This is a genomic window from Ensifer sp. ENS07 (assembly GCF_014852185.1).
Taxonomy (GTDB): Bacteria; Pseudomonadota; Alphaproteobacteria; order Rhizobiales; family Rhizobiaceae; genus Ensifer; species Ensifer adhaerens.
Genome location: NZ_JACVBE010000008.1, coordinates 195,669 through 215,955, shown reverse-complemented (window position 1 = coordinate 215,955; position 20,287 = coordinate 195,669). Strand labels below are relative to the sequence as shown.

Sequence of the window (20,287 nt, the reverse complement as noted above, 5' to 3'; positions counted from 1 at the left end):
AACAGTCATGCTTCAATCCTGGTCGAAGACCGCACCCGAACTGGTCGACGTCGCCATGGGCCGCAAGCCCGCCGATCTCGTGATCCGCAACGGCAAATGGGTCAACGTCTACTCCGGCGAAATCATCCCCGGCACCGATATCGCCGTCAAAGCCGGCCGCTTCGCCTATGTCGGTCCGGATGCCAGCCACACGATCGGCGAAGGCACCAAGGTCGTCGACGCCGCCGGGCGCTATCTTGTTCCCGGCCTCTGCGACGCGCATATGCATGTGGAGAGCGGCCTCGTCACCGTCACCGAATTTGCCCGCGCGGTCATTCCGCACGGCACCACCACCATGTTCATCGACCCGCACGAAATCGCCAATGTGCTCGGCCTCGACGGCGTCCGGCTGATGAACGAGGAAGCCCAGAGCCTGCCGATCAACGTGCTGGTCCAGGTACCGAGCTGCGTGCCGAGCGCCCCGGGTCTTGAAACTGCCGGCGCCGAGCTTTCAGCACAGGATGTCGCCGAGGCGCTTGCCTGGCCGAACGTCATCGGTCTCGGCGAGATGATGAATTTCCCCGGCGTTGCCGGAAACGATCCGAAGATGATGGCCGAGATCGCCGCCACCCAGGATGCGCGGCTGACCGTCGGCGGGCACTATGCCTCGCCGCATCTCGGCCGCGAGTTCCACGCCTATGCCGCCGGCGGACCGGCCGACGACCATGAAGGCACGACGGTCGACGACGCAATCGCCCGTGTGCGCCAGGGCATGCGCGCCATGTTGCGCCTCGGCTCCGCCTGGTACGACGTTGCCGGGCAGATCAAGGCCGTCACCGAATCCGGCCTCGACCCGCGCAACTTCCTGCTCTGCACCGACGACAGCCACTCCGGCACGCTGGTTCACGACGGACACATGAACCGCGTCGTGCGCCATGCCATCGCTCAAGGTCTGAAACCCGTGACCGCGATCCAGATGGCGACGCTCAACACCGCCCAGCATTTCGGCCTGGAGTGCGAAATCGGCTCGATCGCACCGGGTCGCCGGGCAGATCTGATCGTCACCTCGGACCTCGCCGCGCTGCCGATCGAAATGGTCTTTGCCCGCGGCGAGCTGATGGCCGAGAACGGCACACTCGCGCGCGATATCCCGGCCTATGTCTACCCGGAAAGCGCCCGCAACACCGTCCACCTTGGCCGGTTACTGGCCGCCGCGGATTTCGACATCCCATCCAACGCACGGGCGACGCGCGCGCGGGTCAACGTCATCGGCGTCGTCGAGAACCAGGCGCCGACGCGGGCGCTTCAGGCCGAGGTGGCGATCGAGAACGGCCTCGTGCAGATGGACCGGGCCAACGACGTCTGCCAGATCGCGCTCGTCGAGCGCCACCGCGGCACCGGCGACGTGGTCAACGCCTTCGTCTCCGGCTTCGGCTATGACAGCGATTGCGCCATGGCGAGCACGGTCGCCCATGACAGCCACCATATGATCGTGGTCGGCACGAACAAGGCGGACATGGCCAAGGCCGCCAACCGCCTGCACGAGGTCGGCGGCGGCATCGTCGTCATCAAGGAAGGCCGCGAACTGGCCCTGGTCGAGCTGCCCGTCGCCGGCCTGATGTCGGATCAGCGAGCGGAGATCGTCGCCGAGAAAGCGGCCGCCATCGTCGAGGCCATGCGCGCCTGTGGCTGCCGGCTGAACAACGCCTATATGCAGCACTCGCTGCTTGCGCTCGTCGTCATTCCGGAACTGCGCATTTCCGACAAGGGCCTGATCGACGTCCGGACCTTCCAGAAGACCGACGTGATTCTGAGCACGCACTGAGCTTAATAGCGATTGGCCACCGGCAACCCGGTGGCCAACTCGCCCGTGGTTCTTAATTCCGGGTGATCGCGGGATGGGTCAAGCCACATAATCCCCTGAAAACTTCCTTTATGGTTAACCGAAACTTAAACGGAGCCCAACGGCCCCGTTGCCCGGGCGTATCTGCCGTTTGCTTAACCGCGACCGGCCGCAGTAGACGCCCGAAACCCTTGCTGATATGGCGTCCCACAATGGGACATGCGTATAGGCGGAGCTGAAACGCCCACAGCTGTTCCGCCCCAAATTGCATGCAATGATGGCAAATGATACAAGAGGAAGCTTATATACAACCGTGTGGGGCAAAGGATATCGAGCAGCGCTCGCCATGCTCCGAAGCGAGGTTTCCACAGGTAAGATCGCAGGCAGCCTATTGGCATTGACCCGGGCGGGCGACGCGGTAGCTTTGCAGAAGGACGAGCCGAACCGGAGCGCCGCTGGAGCGGGCTTTTATATTCTTCCGGCGCGTTCGAAACAGAGAGGGAAAGGCAAGCATGCCGGACACTGATGCAACCTTGTCTGCTTCAGCTTCAGTGCAGGATCCCGTTGCGGCTCATATGGACGAGGTTCTCTCGTTCTATGACGAGGCCTTTCATCTGACCAGCGCCTCGCCGGCGCTGCAGGAAACCTACGAAGTCGGCACGCTTGTCGATGCCACCCTGTGGCATCTCTATCCCGAACTGCTTGCGCCCGTTTCCAAGGCGGCGGTGGAATCCGTCATCGCTTACGGCGTGCCGCGCAGCGTCGAGGTGGTCGACGCCGCCACCAAGTCGCGGCGCACGCTGCTCGTCTTTCGCGCCATGCGCGGCATCGGCGTGCTCGAAACGAGCGGCCGCGCGACCCGCCGCGAGATCGGCAGCCATGGCGAAAGCGAACGCGCGCTGCTGTTGCACCAGGCGACCCACGACGTGCTGACGGGCCTGCCCAACCGGCGGCAGTTCAGCGACGACCTGCAGAGCATCCTGCCGACATCCGGCGAGAAGCTGGCGCTGATGCAGATCGACCTCGACGATTTCAAGCCGGTCAACGACACACTCGGCCACGGCGCCGGCGACGCCGTCCTCAAGATGGCGGCCGAGCGCATTCGCGGCGCCCTTCGCGACGGCGAAGTCGCCTATCGCCTGGCCGGCGACGAATTCGCCGTCATCCAGCGTCAAAGCGACCAGCCGGCGGACGCCGAGTATCTCGCCGAGGCACTGATCGAGGCGTTCAGCGAACCTTTCACCATCGATGGCATCTCCGTCTTCGTCGGCGCCAGCATCGGCATTGCCATTGCGCCGAACGACGGAAACGACATCGAGCAACTGATGAAGGCGGCGGACATTGCGCTCTATGCCGCCAAGAAGGATGGACGAGGCAGGGCAAAGACCTTCAGCCGTTCCATGCTGATCGTGCTGGAACAGCGCGAGATGCTGCGCCGCAGTCTGCGCACCGCGCTGCAGGACAAGCAGTTTTCAATCGAATACCAGCCACTCGTCGAGCCGCCATTTTCGATCGTCGGCTTCGAGGCGCTGGTGCGCTGGCATCATCCGCTGGTCGGCACGATCCCGCCCAACGTCTTCATCCCGATGGCGGAAGCCGACGGCCTGATGAACGAGATCGGCCAATGGGTCCTGGAGGAGGCCTGCCGGCAGGCTGCCACCTGGCCGTCGCATTTCACCGTCGCCGTCAACCTGTCGCCGGCGGAGTTCCTGCGCGAGGGCCTGACGGACCGAATCGCCCAGGCAATCGACATGGCGGGCTTGAGGGCCGACCGGCTGGAACTGGAAGTTACCGAATCGGTGCTGCTTGAACGCACGACCAACAATCTCGACACGCTGAACACCCTCAACGTGCTCGGCATCCAGATCTCGCTCGACGATTTCGGCACCTTCTATTCGTCGCTCAGCTACCTCAAGAACTTCCCCTTCGATACGATCAAGATCGACCGCTATTTCATCAAGGATCTGGAGAGCGACGAAAAGAGCCAGACGATCGTCCGCTCGATCATCGCCCTTGCCCACGGTCTCGGCATGCGCGTGACCGCCGAGGGCGTCGAGACGATCGGGCAGGCCGTCTGGCTTCGAAAAGAGGGTTGCGACCGTCTGCAGGGTTATTTCCTGGGCATGCCCATGCCGGCGGACGCGATCGGCGCCTATCTTCGCCGCTCATCGGCAATGGCGACGCTGTAGCCCCCCGCATCTGTGCGTTGCGCCCGATATGGCGCGAGGCAATACCTGGGTTGTCTTCATGCAAGATCCCGGGGTTGCGTGGTTAGAAATCATTATAGAAAGTGGCGTATGGCCGTGGCAGAGTTCGGGGTGCGGAGGACATTGCTGCATGGGTGCTAGTGTCAATAAGACCACGGAAACGGCTTTCGAGCCGCTGCTTCAGTTCGATATGGAGATGGAAGATTTCCTTTCGGACTGGCACCATTGCGATCATGTCTCGAGCTACCTCGCCCGGATGATCAGCCACAACAGGACCGATCCGGTACGGCATTCCAACTTCTTTTCCTCCGCCCTCAACGAGCTTCTGGAGGTTTCGTTTCGCGGCGGCACCACCGACGGAAAGATCGGCCTGTCGATCTATCGCCAAGGCGCCACGGAACGGGTTCAACTGAGCTTTCCATGCCCACCTGGCCAGGCGCGCTTCTATCGCGAGGCTGTCTCGAAAACCCGTGAAAGCGATGCCCAGGCCCGCTATCTCGACGCCATTTCCAACGACCTTGCCCCCAGCCGGGAATCGGTGCTTCTGGACCTGGCGGTCAACTATGACGCCCGCCTCCGGCTTGACGAGGATGCGGCTCCGGCCATCACCCTGATCGTGGATCTTCCTCTTGAAGGAATGGTGAGTTGATGGCGGCGAGCCTTCCTCAGCGTTTCAAGGTCGACTTCGATCCCAACAGCCAGATCTTCTCGCTTGCCGGAACGATTCGGCCGCGTTCGATCGATGAAATCGCCGAGAGTATCCATGCGCTGAGGGAAGCCATCGATACGGTGCGCGGCGTTCTCTATATCGATGTGAAGCGCCTCATCCAGATGAACAACACGGCCTTCCAGGCCTTCATCCGGGTCGCCCTCGACGCCTGCCGGGAGCGGTCGGACCTGCGCCTGATCGTCATCACGTCAAGCGTCGTCAGCTGGACGACGCGCATGTTCCGGCACCTGAGCACGATCGAGCCGCAGATCTCCGTCGAGGTCTATGATTCGATGTTCTATCCCGGCCAGGACTACTTCGAGGATACGAGCTTCATTCCAATCCTGCGCGCGCAGACGAAATTGACCTGGCGCCACGAGCGCACCATCCTGCCGCGCCACGGCATGCGGCCCGGCATCGCCGTGGCCGACATCTGCTGCGGCATCGGCGATTTCGCCGTGCTCGCGCAGAAGGAGTTCCAGCCGTCGCGGATCGTCGCGCTCGACCACTCGAAGCCGAGCCTCGCCTATGCCCGAAAGGTGGCCGCCGAGTTCGGCGTGACGGGTATCGAATACACCTACGGCGACGCGTCGGAGATGCTGCTTGAGGACAACCAGTTCGACTTCGTGAGTTGCCGCCACTCGCTGCAGGTCTTCAATCAGCCGGAGCTGCTTCTCAAGGAACTCTATCGGATCGTGAAGCCGGGCGGCCGCGTCTACATCACCAACGAGAAGAACTCGCACTGCCTCGGCGAGCCGCGGGCGCAAAGCATCCAATGGACCTACAATGAGCTCGCGCGGCTTTTGAGCAATTTCGAGATAGATGTGGAGTTCGGGCCGAAGAGTCGGCGCTATCTTGCCGACACGGGCTTCGACGACATCCTGGTCGAATCCTTCATGGTCACCAATCTGGACGGTGACCCACAGGATTTCGCCGATATCATCGCCGGCTGGGAGAAGATGTTTGCGGACATGGCGGTGAGGCACGGCGAAACACCCGAATTCATCGAGCGGTTCCGCCAGGGCTTCCGGGATCACATCTTCGCTGCACTGCATCCGAAGGGCTATGCGGGCTGGCCGATCTGGGCAGCGTCCGGGCGCAAACCACTATGAGCGCGAGCAATATCAAACGTCCCCGGTTCGGTTTGAGATCCTTTCGCGCCAAGTTCGTGCTGGTCGTCGGCAGCGCCGTGCTCTTCGACCTCCTGCTGACAGGCGGCCTGGCGCTCTGGAACGTTCAAAGACTGTCGCGCGACGCGACGACGGAAGTCGGACAGGGCCTGCAAAACGCCAACGAAGACTACATGCTCACCTACGCGGAATCGACGGCCGCGCGGGTTAATCTTCTGCTCGGCCAGGTTCACGCCGACGTCGCCACGCTCGCGGGCGTAATCCAGGCGCAGATCGACCGCCCCGTGCGCCGGTCCGACGTCGGTGAGGCACTTGCGCGGCACGCACCGGAGTCCGTTACCGTCACTTACGATGCCAAAGGTGGGTGGGCGCAGAACCTTCCGGGGCCGCTCTCGAGCGTAAGCGTCTGGAGCTATCTCCTTGGCCCCGACCATCGGCCACTACCCGAGGTACAGGCCGATATCGAGAACAGCGCCGTTCTCGATCTGGTTGCGCCCGCCCTGCTTGCGCACGGCCGCTCCAAACTGCAGATGTACTACGTCGGACCAAAAGAGCGGCCGATCTTGCGGATGGCGCCCTATGCGGATCAGGCGCAGACGTTCGACCGTCTCTACCCCGGCCATAACGAAGCCAACTTCTGGAACTTCTTCTTCCCCGGCCTCTATGAGTCCTGGGAGGAATGGGCGAAGCAACCGAGCCTCAGGCCCGTTGCAGCCGATACCACGCAAACGGCACCTTACACCGATGCCGCCTCGGGCAAACTGATCGTCAGCTTCTTCCAACCACTATGGACGCCCGACCGCAAAGGTGTCGCCGGAGCAACCGGAACCGATATCACGCTCGACCAGCTGGCCGAGGTTGTCGAAAGCGTCAAGGTCGGCGACAGCGGCTTCGGATTTCTGGTGATGTCCGACGGCAACGTGCTTGCCATCAATCCGGTCGGCGAAAAGGTGATCGGCCTGCGGCGGTCCAGCGACACGGGTGGACAAGGCGTCACCGGGTTGGAGCGCTCGCTGCGCCGCAGCGCCCAGCCCGCGATCGCAGAGCTGCCGCTTGGCACCGATGGCGCCATTCAGCGGGTGCTGCTCGATGAGGGTGGTGAGAAGGTCCCCTATCTCATTCTCCTCAAGCAGCTCGAGCCGGAGAACCTCTGGGTTTCCGGCCCGGTGCGCCGCGAGACCATGTCGATCGGCATCGTCGTGCCGGAGCGCGAAATCTATGCCTCGCTGTTTGCGGCACAGGCGAGTATCTCTGAAGCGACGAACCGCATCCTCATCTATCAGATCCTGGCCCTGCTCGCTTCGCTGCTGTTCGTCACGCTCGCCGTGTTCGGCATCTCCAAGCGGGTCACCCGCGGCATCAGCGCGCTCGCCGGAGCGGCAACCAGCATCGAGGCGAAGGACTACTCCGTCCGTGTGCCCATCACGACGCGCGACGAAGTCGGTGAAGCCGCTATCGCGTTCAATAGAATGGCTGAGGAGATCAGCTACCATACCGAGAACCTCGAAAACCTGGTGACCGAACGCACCAAGCAGCTCGAGGACGCCAACCATCAGATTTCGACGCTGAATACCCAACTGCGCAGCGAGAACCTGCGCCTTGGCGCCGAACTCGCCGTCGCCAAGCAGATCCAGATGATGGTGCTGCCGAAGGCCGGCGAGCTCGCGGAAATCGCCGATCTCGAAATCGCCGCCTATATGCGCCCGGCCGACGAGGTGGGCGGCGACTACTACGATGTGCTGCGCGACGGTGAGCGGCTGAAGATCGGCATCGGCGACGTGACCGGTCATGGCCTTGAAAGCGGCGTGCTGATGCTGATGGTGCAGTCGGTCGCAAGGGCCCTGCAGGAAGCCGGCGACATGGACCCGGAGCAGTTTCTCAACCGCCTCAACCGCGCCATCTACAAGAACATCGTGCGCACCAACACTGACAAGCATCTGTCGTTGGCCTTCCTCGACTACGACCACGGCCGCCTGACGCTGTCGGGGCAGCACGAGGAACTGATCGTCGTGCGCAAGGGTGCGGAAATCGAGCGGATCGACACGCTCGACCTCGGCCTGCCGATTGGCCTGGAATCGGACATTTCGCGCTTTGTTGCCACCCGCGAGATCTCGTTCGGCCGCGGCGACATGATCGTGCTGCATACGGACGGCGTGACCGAGGCAGCGAACGCCAAGGGCGAACTGTTTGGCATCGAGCGACTGTGCGAGAGTGCCGGAAAGTTTTACGGACAGAGCGCCGAGGACGTCAAATCGGGTATCATCAACGACCTGATGGCGCATATCGGCAAGCAGAAGATCTACGACGACATCACGCTCGTCGTCATGAGACACAGGTGATCAGATGACCACGCTCTACGGACTGGCGGACCTGACGATCGGCGCCCACCAGAAGATGACCCGGCTGCGTCTTTACGACGGGCCGCTGGATCTCAGCTGGAAGCATTGCGCCATGGCTTCGGATTTCGTCGCCGAACTGGCGGCGCTGCGCTATCGCGCGTCGCGCAACACCTATCGGGAAGTGCGCCACAACATCGGCTACCTCACCAACGAACTGGTCGAGAATGCCGTGAAGTTCCGCGCTTCCGGTTCCGTGGTCGTCGAGGCCGCCCTCGAGGGCCACAGCTTCCGCACGAAAGTGTCGAACGTGATCGACAACGAAGCGGCTGCGCGCTTCCAGGATCTTTTGTCCGAGATCGCCGACGGCGACCCGGGCGACCTGCTCATCGAGCGCATCGAAGCCAACGCAACCGGGCTCGGCAAGAGCGGCTCGGGGCTTGGTCTTTTGACGCTGATGAGCGATTATGGCGTTCGTTTCGCTTGGGTTTTTGGCGCCCAGGGTGACGACGGCGAAACCTCATTGGAGACTTATGCCTCCATTGCGGTCCCAGACCTCTCGAACTGATGAGCCGGTGAACATGGAAAACAAGGACGAAGAAGAGTATCGCGTTTGGTCCGAAGGCAACGATATTCATTTTGAAGGCACGATGCGGCTGCCGGGAACGGAGGCCTATGCCCCGATCTTCTCGACGGTGATGGGCGTTCTGGAGACCGAGCCTGAGCACATCACGATCGACCTCACCGAACTGCAGTTCCTGAACTCGTCCGGGATCAACCTGCTCGCCAAGCTGACGATCGAGGCACGCAACCGCCCGAACGTGCAATTGACGGTGCGCGGAACCTCTGAGATCCCGTGGCAGTCGAAATCGCTGCCGAACCTCAAGAAGCTGCATCCCGGCCTCGATCTCAGGCTCAACTGAGATCACGCGGTGCCGGGACTGGATTCCCGTAGCTAAAGCCTGAGTATCGCGCGCCGACCGGCGCGCGACCGCGATTCCGCGCGCCAGCCACCGACAAATCCTGTCGCCGAAACCGGCCTCACGACGCTTCGACGCCTTCTTCATTCCCCGTCGTCACGCTTGACTCTGCGAACGCCTCACCCTATCCATCAAATCATCTGATGACTTGATGAGCAGACAATGCAACCGATCAATCGTACCAACCTTGCCGAGAGCGCTGCCGAAAGCCTGCGGGCGGAAATCCTGAGCGGCCGCTGGGCTATCGGCGAACGCATTCCCAACGAGACGGCGCTGACCGAGCTTCTGGCGGTGAGCCGCGGAACCGTGCGGGAGGCCGTTCGGGTCCTGATCTCGAAGGGGCTGCTCGACGCCCGCCAGGGCTCCGGCACCTATGTCCGCTCGACGGTCGATAGCTCGGGCGCGCTTGACCGCGTCAAGCGGGCGAGCCTGCGCGACCAATGGGAGGCGCGCGCGGCCCTCGACGTGGAAGCCGCACGCCTGGCGGCGCTGCGGCATACGCCCAAGGATCTGGAACACATGAAGCGCCTTCTTCTCGCCCGCGGCACGGTTTCCGATGGTGGGCGTGAGGCCTTCGGACGGCGCGACATTGCGTTTCATCGGTCGATCGTCGAGGCCTCCGGCAACAGGGCCATCGTCGAGCTCTATGACTTTTTCACTTCGGCCATTCTCGAAACCATTCACTCGACGCTGTCAGGCGACCTGCCGGAGCCGGACGACCGGGCGCATGCGGCGATCGTCGAGGCCATTGCGGCCAGTGATCCGGACAAGGCCGCGGCCGCCGTTCGGGCGTTCATGGCCCCCGTCCTCGCTGAACTTGATCGGCTACTTTCCCAATGAACCAGACTTTTCGTGATCCCCACAAAGCCGAAGCCGCCGAACCGCTGGACATCGAAGACCAGCTTATCGATGCCGAGGCCGACAGCCTGCCGGCACCGCAACCACCGGTGCTGAGCCGCAGCGCCCGCATCCTGCTGGGCGCCAGCCTCGTGCTCATCGCTTTTAACCTCAGGCCGCTGTTTTCAAGTCTCTCGGTGCTGCTGCCCGAGGTGATGCAGGCGACCGGCCTTTCCACCGCCAGCGCCAGCGTGCTCACCACCCTGCCGGTGCTCTGCCTCGGCCTTTTCGCGCCGCTTGCGCCGAAGCTCGCCCAACGCTTTGGTGCCGAACGCACGCTTCTCGGGGTGCTCGTCCTGCTGACGCTCGGCACGGGTCTGCGCGGCGTTCAGTCCGTGCCGCTGCTTTTCCTTTCGACATTTGCGGCAGGTGCGGCGATCGCAATCGGCAACGTGCTGCTTCCCGGGCTCGTCAAGCGTGACTTTCCCGACCGCGCCGCGATGATGACGGGCCTTTATACCATGGCGCTGTGCGCCGGTGCTGCCAGCGCCGCCGGCCTGACGCTGACGATCGAACACCATGTGGTCGGCTCCTGGTCAGGCGCGCTCGCGGCCTGGGCGGTACCCGCCCTCATCGTGCTGATGATCTGGGCACCGCAGGCGCTGCGCGGCAAGGCGCAAGCCCGCCACAGCGGCTTCCGCGTCGTCGGCCTCTGGCGCGATCGGCTCGCCTGGCAGGTGACGCTCTTCATGGGTCTGCAATCCGCACTCGCCTATTGCGTCTTCGGCTGGATGGCGCCGATCCTGCGTGAGCGTGGCCTAGATGCCGCAACTGCCGGTGTGGTCGTCTCCGCCTCGATCATGATGCAGGTCGTCACCTGCCTGCTCGTGCCATCCTTCGCCGTAAGGCGCCGCGACCAGCGCGCCGTCTGCGTGGCGCTCGTCGCCGCCGCCGTCATCGCGCTGATCGGCATCCTTTTCGCGCCGCTCTCGACGGTGCTCGTCTGGGCTGTTCTGCAAGGGATCGGACAGGGCGGCCTGATTGCTGCGGCGATGACCCTCATTGTGCTGCGCTCGCCCGATTCGCACGTGGCGGCCCATCTCTCCGGCATGGCCCAGGGCGTCGGCTACGTGCTTGCCGCCATCGGCCCCCTGCTTGTCGGCTTCATCCGCAGCTGGACCGGCAGCTTCGCCGCCAGCGCCGTTCTCTTCATCGCGCTCGGCATCGGCGTGGCGATCATGGGTCTGGGCGCCGGCCGGGCGCTGCATGTCGGCGCACGAACGGTCCGGATAGACGACCGCTAAGACGGACGCGGATCAGCGCCTGCAATGATCCAAAGGGCTCCCCTTCCCAGGCGGAGCCCTTTCTCTCGCTGTCAGCACGCTCGCATCAGGCCGCGGCCACCGCCGCCTGGTAGCGCGGCGCCGGCCGGAAGGTGAGCGCGATCAGGAACGCGCCGAGGCCGATGCCCCAGGAACCGATGTAAAGCCAGGTGTAGCTTGCCAGCGCATCATAGATCAGGCCCCCGGCAATCGGTCCCGTCGCCATGCCAAGGCTGCCAGCCATGGCCGTACCGCCGATCACCGTCCCCATCATCCGCAAGGGGAAATTCTCGCGGGCAAGCACCGCATAGAGCGGCATGACGCCCGCATAGATGAAGCCGAACAGGGCGGCGACCGCATAGAACGAGCCGAGCCCGGCGGCAAAGACATAGGCAAGCGCGCCGAAGGCCTGGGCCAGAAGTCCAAGAACGAGCACACGTTTGGCCCCGAAACGGTCGCCGAGCAGACCGAAGACGACGCGGCCGCCCATGCCGGCAAGACCCTCGACGCTGTAGATCGACACGGCCGCCATGACCGGAATGCCGCAGGTGATCGCGTAGCTCACCGTGTGGAAGATCGGGCCGGAATGGGTGGCGCAGCAGAAGAAGTTGGTCAGAAGCAGGATGATGAAGAGCGGCGATTTCAGCACCTGGCTGGTCGTCATCGACGAATGGGGCTCTTCCTCGGGCGAGGCCGCGGCAGCACCGTCGGCAAGTGCCGGCGCCTGGCGAACGAGAAACGAGACCGGGATCATGATGACGGCAACGACCAGCGCGATGATCTGCAGAGCGGTTCTCCAGTCGTAGGCGGATACCAGCCAGGCGGCAAAGGGCGACATCGTCATCGGCGCCATGCCCATACCGGCCGAGACGAGCGAGACCGCGAGGCTGCGATGCGTATCGAACCAGCCGGTAACGCAAGCCATCATCGGCGCGAAGATCGCCGCCGTCGCGGTGCCGACCACGACACCGAAAAGGATCTGGAAGGCGATCAGCGAGGTCGTCCAGCTCGCTGCCATGAGGCTGACGGCCAAGAGCACCGAGCCGATGAGCACGATCGGACGCGCGCCCCATCGGTCGGAAAGGCTGCCCCAAGCGATGCTGGCAAATGCCATGGCCAGGAAGCCGATGGTCATGGCGCTCGAAACGCCTGTCACCGACCAGCCGGTGTCGCGCGAAATCGGCAGCAGGAACACCGGAAGCGAAAACATGGCGCCGATCGCCAGGCAGCCGAGCAGCCCGCCCGCCGCCACGATGACCCAACGGTAATGCAAATTGGTCATTGCAAATCTCCTTAAATCCGCCCGGCCGGACGTCCGGCCACGCCGAAAAATTGTGCAACCTGATCGCGCGACGGACCGTGCCTGGGACATCCCCTCGCCCGCCCGATTGAAAGACGCTCACGCCGGTGCCAAGCCGACAGGAGCTTCGAAAGAATTTCATAATAGGTGCAGATTCACATTCGATGCAGCCTTGAAGGCATGCGCCCGACTGTTTCCGCTTGATTGTGCGACGAAGCTTCTTTCTGTTGTCCGTTGCCACCTGAGAGATAGATAAAGGCTGGAACACGGCTTGCGGGAGTGACAAGTGTGACGGGATTTCGATGGATTCGCTGATCACCGCCGCGGCGCGAGCACTGGCGTCGGGCGACCCGCTCGGCGCGCTGAAGCGGGTGGCGCTACGCGACGATCCGCCGGCACTGGCGCTGCGCGGCATCGCCATGGCCCAGCTTGGAGACTTCACCCGCGCAAAGGTCCTGCTGAAGAACGCCGCGCGCGCCTTCGGCACGAAGGAAGCGGTGGCGCGGGCGCGGTGCATCGTCGCCGAGGCAGAGATCGCCATCGTCTCCCGTGATCTTTCCTGGCCGATGCGGGCGCTCGACGCCGCCCGCTCGACGCTCGAAACCCATGGCGACCACCTCAACGCCGCCCACGCCCGCAATCTCGGGGCACGGCGCCTGCTCTTGATCGGCCGTCTGGACGAGGCCGAGAACTTGCTTGCCGATATCGATACGGCGCGGCTGACACCGCTGTCGAAAGCCGCCCACGACCTGGCGCTCGCCGGCATCGCCGTGCGCCGGTTGCGAACCGAGGCCGCCACCGCCGCCTTCGGGCGGGCGGGCGAAGCGGCACGGGCGACCGGCATTCCGGCCCTGATCTTGGAAGTTGAAAACGCGGCCGCCGTGCTTAAAGCGCCGGCTGCCCGCCTCATGGCGGATGGGGAAGAGCGCTCGCTGCTGCTTGGCGAGGTCGAAGAGCTGCTTGCTTCCGGCGCCCTCGTCATCGACGCCTGCCGGAACCTCGTCCGAAGACAAGCGACCTTGTGCACGCTTGCCACTCGGCCGGTGCTCTTTGCGCTGGCGCGCGCGCTGGGCGAAGCCTGGCCGGGAGACGTCTCAAGGCGAACCTTGCTCGCCCGGGCCTTCGGCGCACGACATGTCGACGAATCCCACCGGGCAAGGCTGCGTGTCGAAATCGGCCGGCTGCGCGAGGAACTGCGCCCGCTTGCGGATATCACGGCGACGAGCGATGGCTTCCGGCTGGTGCCGCACGGCAAGCACACGGTCGTCGTCCTTGCCCCGCCGGTCGACGAGCGACATGCGACGATGCGGGCGCTGCTGGCGGACGGCGAGGCCTGGTCAAGTTCGGCGCTCGCAATCGCGCTCGACGCCAGCGCGCGCACCGTGCAGCGGGCGCTCGAAGAGCTCGCCTCGCAAGGCAAGGTTATGCCGATCGGGCGCGGGCGGGCACGGCGCTGGGTCGTGCCGCCGATTGCCGCATTCCCGACAGTGTTGTTACTCCCTGGCCCTTTGCCAAACGAATAGGATCAGACCCATGAAAAGATCCGAAGCCGAAATCATCCAGATATATGGCCCGTTCCCCGGGGCAGACCAGGTCCATGGCGTCACCTTCGACGGCCGGAACGTATGGTTCGCCGCCGGTGACACGATCAACGCCTTCGACCCGGAAAACGGTGCGCCCGTCCGCTCGATCGACGTCGCCGCGCATGCCGGTACGGCGTTTGACGGCAAGCACCTCTTCCAGATCGCCGAAGATCGCATCCAGAAGATCGATCCGGAAACCGGGAAAATTCTCGCGACAATCCCGGCGCCAGGCGGTGGCGGCGATTCCGGCCTTGCCTGGGCCGAGGGCACGCTTTGGGTTGGGCAGCATCGGGGCCGCAAAATTCATCAGATCGATCCCGAGAACGGCGCAATCCTGCGCACGATCGAATCCAAGCGCGTCGTGACCGGGGTGACCTGGGTCGATGGCGAACTCTGGCACGGCACCTGGGAGGGTGACGAAAGCGATATCAGGCGCATCGATCCGCAAACGGGAGCGGTGCTCGAAACGGTCGCCATGCCGACCGGAATGGGCGTATCGGGCCTGGAGTCCGATGGCGGCGAGCGCTTCTTCTGTGGCGGCGGCCCGAGCGGCGTCGTCCGGGCCGTTCGCCGGCCGAAGCGGGCGCGCTGAAGACACTGACGATGAATTCCTGGCAACCGGCGCGGCTGCGCGCCGCTGTCGGTGCGGCGCCGGCACTACAGCGCCGCGCGCCTTTGAGGCGCATAGAGGGCGCTGTAGCGCTTCGAAGCGCTGCATGTTCCGTCCGCACAACCGGCGATGAATAGGGAACCATGCAGTAGCGTTGTCCCGGCACGGTCCGCAATACCCGGACACCGCGGACCGTGCCCGAGCTTTAGGCCTTAATGAAGGCGAGCAGGTCGGGATTGATGACATCGGCATGGGTTGTCAACATGCCATGTGGATAACCCTCATAGACCTTGAGCGTGCCGTTCTTCAGCAGCTTCACCGCCAGTCGCGCGCTGTCGTCGATCGGCACGATCTGGTCGTCGTCGCCGTGCATGACCAGCGTCGGCACGTCGATCGCCTTCAAGTCTTCGGTGAAGTCGGTTTCGGAGAAGGCCTTGATGCCTTCGTAATGGGCCTTGGCGCTGCCCATCATGCCCTGACGCCACCAGTTGCGGACGACGCCTTCCGATACTTCGGCACCCGGGCGGTTGTAGCCGTAGAACGGGCCGGCCGGAACGTCGAGGAAGAACTGGGCGCGGTTGGCAGCAAGCGCCGCCCGGAAACCGTCGAACACCTCGATCGGCAGGCCGCCCGGATTGTTTTCGGTCTTGACCATGATCGGCGGCACGGCGCCGACGATGATCAGCTTGGAAACCCGGCCGCCGCCGTGGCGCGCCACGTAAGCCACCGCTTCGCCGCCACCGGTGGAGTGACCGATGTGGATTGCATCGCTGAGGCCGAGCTTGGTGGTCAGCGCCGCAACATCCTTCGCGTAGTGTGCAATGTCGTGTCCCTCGCTCACCTGCGTCGAACGGCCATGGCCGCGGCGGTCATGGGCGATGACCCGGTAGCCCTTGCTGACGAAATAGAGCATCTGCGCATCCCAATCGTCCGCCGACAGGGGCCAGCCATGGTGAAAGACGATGGGCTGGCCCGAGCCCCAATCCTTGTAGAAGATATCGACGCCGTCTTCAGTCCTGACGAAGTTCTCGGTCATGGGAACGGTTCCTTTGTTTGGGTTGGGTGTATGTCTTCGAGATGTGGCCCCGGCGCGAGATCCGCGCCGGGACGTGCGGTCCGCGTCAACCGAGATGGGGGTGGTTGATCGCGAGAAAGTGGTTGACGACCGGCGCGGCCGGCCCCTTGTGGTAGCGGCGGACATCGTCCTGAATGTCGGCATCGGCCTTCGACACGCGCTTGTGCTGGCGCAGATGCTCTGCCCAGGATTCGACCATAAACCATTCGACCAGCCGTCCGGGATCGGCCGCGTCCTCGGTCACGCCCCAGCCATAGGCGCCGTCGCGCCGCCGCTCGTGCGACAGGCGGGCGAGCGCCTTCAGGAACTCGGACCGATCCGCCTTGTCGATCGTATATTCGATCAGGACGAGAACCGGTCCGCGGTCGTGTTCGACCGGCTCGCTGGTCAGCGGCTCCGGCCAATGATTGGAAGGAATGAGATCCGCCTCACCTTTCGGCAGCTTCATGGCGTGGAAGGCGAAGCCGACGCAGAGAAGGCCGACGGCCGCCACGGCGAGCGTGAAGGGCACGCCGATCGCCGAGGCGGTCGCGCCCCAGGCAAGGCTCCCGCCGGTCATCGCGCCGTTGAAGACGGTCAGATAGACGGCGAGCGTGCGTCCGCGCACCCAGTTGGGCAGGATCGCTTGCGCAGTGCTGTTCAGCGTCGTCAACGCCGTGATCCAGGCCGCACCACAGACGAGCAGCGCCGCCACCGCCACCCATTGCGCCGGCGCGAAGGAAAGCACGCCCATGACGGCGGCGGTCAGGACCGCGGACAAAAGCAGCAATCCGTCGGCATCCATCCGGGCCCGCAAGCGCGGCATCACCAGCGCGCCGCCGATTGCGCCGGCGCCGACGGCGCCGAGCAGGATGCCGTAGAAGCTGGCGCCGCCGCCGAGAAGCTGGCGGGCGACCAGCGGCAGCAGCGCCCAGATCGCACTTGAAAAAGCGAAAAACACGGCTGCACGCAAAAGCACCACATGCAGCTCGCGGCTGGCGCGCGCATAGCGCAGGCCGGCCCGGAAGGCGCCGAGGAAGCGCTCGGCGAGCGCGTCGTCCTCCGGCACCTGCCGCCGCCACCAGACCAATGCGGCAATGACGAAGACATAGCTGATGACATCGACGCCATAGGTGACGGCCGCGCCAAACCAGGCAAGCAGCAGACCGCCAAGCGCCGGGCCGATCGCGCGGGAGATGTTGATGCCGAGCGAGTTCAGCGCGACCGCGCCCTTGACGTCCGGTCGCGACACGAGCTCCGGCACGATCGCCTGCCAGGTGGGGGCAACCAGCGCTGCGCCGATGCCACCGACAAAGGTAAGCGCAATCAGCGAGGTCACCGACTGCAGCCCGCTTGCAGAGAGGAACAACAGGCAGAGGCTCGCAGATGCGAGCAGGAACTGCACGACGATCAGGAATTTGCGTCGGTCGAGAATATCGGAGAGCACGCCGGCGGGAATGGCGAGCAGGAAGATCGGCAGCGTCGCGGCCGCCTGGATCATCGAGACGGCGGCGGGCGTTGCCGACAGGTCGGTGACGAGCCAGGAGCTTGCGACATCGCGGATGAAGCTGCCGGTGTTGCCGATGATGGTCGCCACCCAGAGCACGGCGAAAACCTTCTGGCGCAAGGGCGCGAAAGTGCCGGCGTTGTTGGTCGCTGCCTGCGTCATTGGCCGCCCCTCTCCGTGGATGCACGTTCGCGCAGATCATAAACTGCAACGAGCACGAATGCGCCGGCAAGGCCGATATGTTCGAAGAAACCGTTTGTCGCCATCGCGCGCTCCATGCCGGGCGGCAGTTCCCAGAAGCGGAATGCGAGCAAGGTGGCGACGAGCGTGAAGGCCGCAAGCGCGCCTGCCGCCGCCCAGCGGTAGAAGCCTGAGAGGACGAGAGCCGACATCGCAAGCTCAAACACGATGACGCCGACAGCAAAGAGCGGTGCCGGATAGAGGCCGAAATGCTCCATCTCGGCAAGCGCGCCCGGGAAGTCGAAAATTTTCGTCAAGGGTCCCTGGATATAGGCCGAGCAGAGCGCCAGCAAGCCGACGAATATGACACGGTTGCCGGTAAGGCCCGGCCGGAGGCGAGCGGCGAGACGGTTTTCGAGGGAAGAGAGGCTCAATCTTTCGTTTCCTTGTCAGGCGGTCTTCGGCTTGATGGGCGGCAAAGCCGCCGTCATCGATTTTTCGGCCATTTCAAAGCGGTGATCGCGCTCTGGGATATGCCTTGGTAGTAGGCTCCATGCTTCGCCGGCGGATGGTTCACCACGACTTTCGCCGAGAGGTGCCGGACGCCCTCAGTCGGCGAGGCCGAGGCCTGCTCCGGTCCGAGCGATGCGTTGAGCAAGATTGAGACCGCGGCCATCGCGACGGCGCCGGCTTTCGTGCGCATTCTGCGTTTCCCTTCCGCTATCGTCACACCGCCCAGCAGGAGCATCCAAGCGCGCCGAAGAAACCCTTAAGGTCGGCGATCGGCAGTTTCGACGTCCAGGCGCCGGCATGATCGTGGCCATGGACGCCGCAATCGCTGGCGCAGCCGCACGACGTGATCGCGGTGCGCCGGAGCGAGCGCTTTCCGGCGCCCTCGGGCTCACCCCAGGCGGCATAACCGCCGAAGGTGCGGACCGGCGACCAGTCGGGCATTGCCGGCGGCACCTTGTTCTCGTCGTGAGAGGCAAATGCGCCGGCCGCATAGACGATCTTGCCGCCGACCATCGTGAGCTCTGACGTGAGGAAGGAAATCTCGTCCTCGGCGCAGTTGAAAAAATCCTTGTCCGGCACGATGAGGTCGGCGAACTGCCCTTTCTCAATCCGGCCTTTCTTGCCTTCCTCGTTTGAAAACCACTGCACCTTCTCGGTCCACATCCGAAGCGCCGTCTCGCGATCGAGGCAGTTGGCGCGGGGGTAGAGCTGCAGGCCGCCGACCGTCTTGCCGGTCACCATCCACGACAGCGAAACCCAGGGGTTGTAGGATGCGACGCGGGTCGCATCGGTGCCGGCGGAAACGTTGACGCCCTTTGCCAGCATCTTGGCCACCGGCGGCGTCGCTTCAGCGACACCATGGCCGTAGCGCTCGACGAAGTACTCGCCCTGATAGGCCATGCGGTGCTGCACGGCGATGCCGCCGCCAAGGGCGGCGATCCGGTCGATCGAGCGGTCAGAGATCGTCTCCGCATGGTCGAAGAACCAGTTGATGCCCTCAAGCGGGATATCCCGGTTGACCTTCTCGAAGACGTCGAGCGCACGGGTGATCGTCTCGTCATAGGTGGCATGCAGTCGCCAAGGCCAGCGGTTCTCCGCAAGAATGCGCACGACCTCTTCGAGTTCGCCCTCCATCTCCGGCGGCATGTCCGGGCGCGGCTCGCGGAAGTCCTCGAAGTCGGCGGCGGAAAACACCAGCATCTCGCCGGCACCGTTGTGGCGGAAATAGTCGTTGCCCTGCTTGTACTTGACCGACGACGTCCATTTCAGGAAGTCGTCCTTCTCCTGCTTCGGCTTCTGGGTGAAGAGGTTGTAGGCAAGGCGGACCGTCATCTGGCCCTCGTCCGAGAGCTTCTGGATGACGGCATAGTCATCCGGGTAGTTCTGGAAGCCGCCGCCGGCGTCGATGACGCTGGTGACGCCGAGCCGGTTGAGCTCGCGCATGAAATGACGGGTCGAGTTGACCTGGTAATCGAAGGGCAGCTTCGGCCCCTTGGCGAGCGTCGAATAGAGGATGCCGGCATTGGGCTTGGCCAAGAGCAGCCCCGTCGGGTTGCCGCTGGCATCGCGAGTGATCTCGCCGCCCGGCGGGTTCGGCGTGTCCCTGGTGTAGCCGACGGCGCGTAGCGCCGCGGCATTGAGCAGCGCCCGGTCATAGAGATGCAGCAGGAACACCGGCGTATCGGGCGCGACCGCGTTGATCTCATCGATCGTCGGCAACCGCTTTTCGGCGAACTGGTGCTCGGTGAAGCCGCCGACGACCCGCACCCATTGCGGCGCCGGCGTGATCGCCACCTGCCGCTTCAGCATGTCCATCGCATCGGCAAGCGAGCGCACGCCGTCCCAGCGCAGCTCCATGTTGAAGTTGAGGCCGCCACGCACGACGTGGGTATGATTGTCGTTCAGGCCCGGCAGGACGCGCTTGCCCTTGAGGTCGATGGTCTTTGTGCCTGAGCCTGCCAGCGCCATGATCGTCCTGTCGTCACCGACAGCGAGGATCAGGCCATCCTTGACGGCAACGGCAGTGGCAGTCGGATTGGCGCGGTCGAGCGTCGTCACGAGGCCGCTGTGAAGGATCAGGTCGGGCGTCATCGAAGTATCTCCGGTCTGTTGGGCGCCGGCGGTGCGGGCCGACGGGAAGAGAGCGGGCAGCGCCAGCGACGAGGCGGCAACGAGGAACGAGCGTCTAGTCGGCATC

At 64.1% G+C, this 20,287-nt stretch carries 17 protein-coding genes; 11 read left to right on the top strand and 6 right to left on the bottom strand.

What is annotated here, in order from left to right; translation table 11 throughout:
- The first annotated feature begins 7 nt into the window (after positions 1 to 7).
- The 9 genes from ade (at position 8) to IB277_RS23415 (ending at position 11,325) form a co-directional block, all read left to right on the top strand.
- Positions 8 to 1,804 carry an adenine deaminase gene (ade, locus tag IB277_RS23455; protein WP_192371933.1) on the top strand — a complete coding sequence of 599 codons (1,797 nt, stop codon included), beginning with the start codon at positions 8 to 10 and terminating at the stop codon, positions 1,802 to 1,804.
- A gap of 530 nt (positions 1,805 to 2,334) precedes the next feature.
- Positions 2,335 to 4,011 (top strand): bifunctional diguanylate cyclase/phosphodiesterase, encoded by a 1,677-nt coding sequence (locus tag IB277_RS23450; protein WP_034790258.1) that lies wholly within the window; start codon positions 2,335 to 2,337, stop codon positions 4,009 to 4,011.
- 148 nt (positions 4,012 to 4,159) lie between these two features.
- Positions 4,160 to 4,678, top strand: coding sequence for a hypothetical protein (locus tag IB277_RS23445; protein WP_034790260.1), 519 nt, complete (start codon positions 4,160 to 4,162; stop codon positions 4,676 to 4,678).
- Positions 4,678 to 5,850: a class I SAM-dependent methyltransferase gene (locus IB277_RS23440; RefSeq protein WP_034790262.1), complete on the top strand. Its 1,173-nt coding sequence runs from the start codon at positions 4,678 to 4,680 to the stop codon at positions 5,848 to 5,850. Before IB277_RS23445 ends, IB277_RS23440 begins: the two co-directional genes overlap by 1 nt.
- Positions 5,847 to 8,207, top strand: a complete 2,361-nt coding sequence (locus tag IB277_RS23435) for a SpoIIE family protein phosphatase (RefSeq protein ID WP_034790264.1) — start codon at positions 5,847 to 5,849, stop codon at positions 8,205 to 8,207. The genes IB277_RS23440 and IB277_RS23435 overlap by 4 nt, the downstream gene beginning before the upstream one ends.
- 4 nt (positions 8,208 to 8,211) lie before the next feature.
- Positions 8,212 to 8,772 carry an ATP-binding protein gene (locus IB277_RS23430; protein ID WP_034790266.1) on the top strand — a complete coding sequence of 187 codons (561 nt, stop codon included), beginning with the start codon at positions 8,212 to 8,214 and terminating at the stop codon, positions 8,770 to 8,772.
- Between the two features lie 13 nt (positions 8,773 to 8,785).
- Complete coding sequence (locus tag IB277_RS23425; RefSeq protein ID WP_034790268.1) at positions 8,786 to 9,127, top strand: STAS domain-containing protein; 342 nt, start codon at positions 8,786 to 8,788, stop codon at positions 9,125 to 9,127.
- Positions 9,128 to 9,346: 219 nt separating this feature from the next.
- On the top strand, positions 9,347 to 10,024 hold the full coding sequence (locus tag IB277_RS23420; protein ID WP_060520000.1) for a FadR/GntR family transcriptional regulator: 678 nt from the start codon (positions 9,347 to 9,349) through the stop codon (positions 10,022 to 10,024).
- Positions 10,021 to 11,325 carry an MFS transporter gene (locus IB277_RS23415; RefSeq protein ID WP_051659188.1) on the top strand — a complete coding sequence of 435 codons (1,305 nt, stop codon included), beginning with the start codon at positions 10,021 to 10,023 and terminating at the stop codon, positions 11,323 to 11,325. Before IB277_RS23420 ends, IB277_RS23415 begins: the two co-directional genes overlap by 4 nt.
- Positions 11,326 to 11,410: 85 nt before the next feature.
- Here IB277_RS23415 and IB277_RS23410 read toward each other — a convergent pair whose 3' ends face one another.
- Positions 11,411 to 12,625 (bottom strand): MFS transporter, encoded by a 1,215-nt coding sequence (locus IB277_RS23410; RefSeq protein WP_034790272.1) that lies wholly within the window; start codon positions 12,623 to 12,625, stop codon positions 11,411 to 11,413.
- A gap of 320 nt (positions 12,626 to 12,945) precedes the next feature.
- Here IB277_RS23410 and IB277_RS23405 point away from each other — a divergent pair, with 320 nt between their 5' ends.
- Both IB277_RS23405 and IB277_RS23400 read left to right on the top strand, forming a co-directional pair.
- Positions 12,946 to 14,166 carry a hypothetical protein gene (locus IB277_RS23405; protein ID WP_034790274.1) on the top strand — a complete coding sequence of 407 codons (1,221 nt, stop codon included), beginning with the start codon at positions 12,946 to 12,948 and terminating at the stop codon, positions 14,164 to 14,166.
- A gap of 10 nt (positions 14,167 to 14,176) precedes the next feature.
- Positions 14,177 to 14,818, top strand: a complete 642-nt coding sequence (locus tag IB277_RS23400; RefSeq protein ID WP_034790276.1) for a DUF5074 domain-containing protein — start codon at positions 14,177 to 14,179, stop codon at positions 14,816 to 14,818.
- 223 nt (positions 14,819 to 15,041) lie between these two features.
- On the opposite strand, the gene IB277_RS23395 is transcribed toward IB277_RS23400, so the two are convergent.
- The 5 genes from IB277_RS23395 to IB277_RS23375 all read right to left on the bottom strand — a co-directional run bounded on the left by IB277_RS23395 (position 15,042) and on the right by IB277_RS23375 (position 20,286).
- Entirely contained in the window at positions 15,042 to 15,872 is an 831-nt protein-coding gene (locus IB277_RS23395) for an alpha/beta fold hydrolase (RefSeq protein ID WP_060520010.1), read from the bottom strand.
- A gap of 85 nt (positions 15,873 to 15,957) precedes the next feature.
- Positions 15,958 to 17,559, bottom strand: a complete 1,602-nt coding sequence (locus tag IB277_RS23390; protein WP_112975338.1) for an MFS transporter — start codon at positions 17,557 to 17,559, stop codon at positions 15,958 to 15,960.
- Positions 17,556 to 17,942, bottom strand: coding sequence for a DoxX family protein (locus tag IB277_RS23385; RefSeq protein WP_371813663.1), 387 nt, complete (start codon positions 17,940 to 17,942; stop codon positions 17,556 to 17,558). The genes IB277_RS23390 and IB277_RS23385 overlap by 4 nt, the downstream gene beginning before the upstream one ends.
- 122 nt (positions 17,943 to 18,064) lie before the next feature.
- Positions 18,065 to 18,280, bottom strand: a complete 216-nt coding sequence (locus IB277_RS23380; protein WP_060520016.1) for a hypothetical protein — start codon at positions 18,278 to 18,280, stop codon at positions 18,065 to 18,067.
- A gap of 23 nt (positions 18,281 to 18,303) precedes the next feature.
- Positions 18,304 to 20,286: an amidohydrolase gene (locus IB277_RS23375; protein WP_192371931.1), complete on the bottom strand. Its 1,983-nt coding sequence runs from the start codon at positions 20,284 to 20,286 to the stop codon at positions 18,304 to 18,306.
- Position 20,287: the final 1 nt, after the last annotated feature.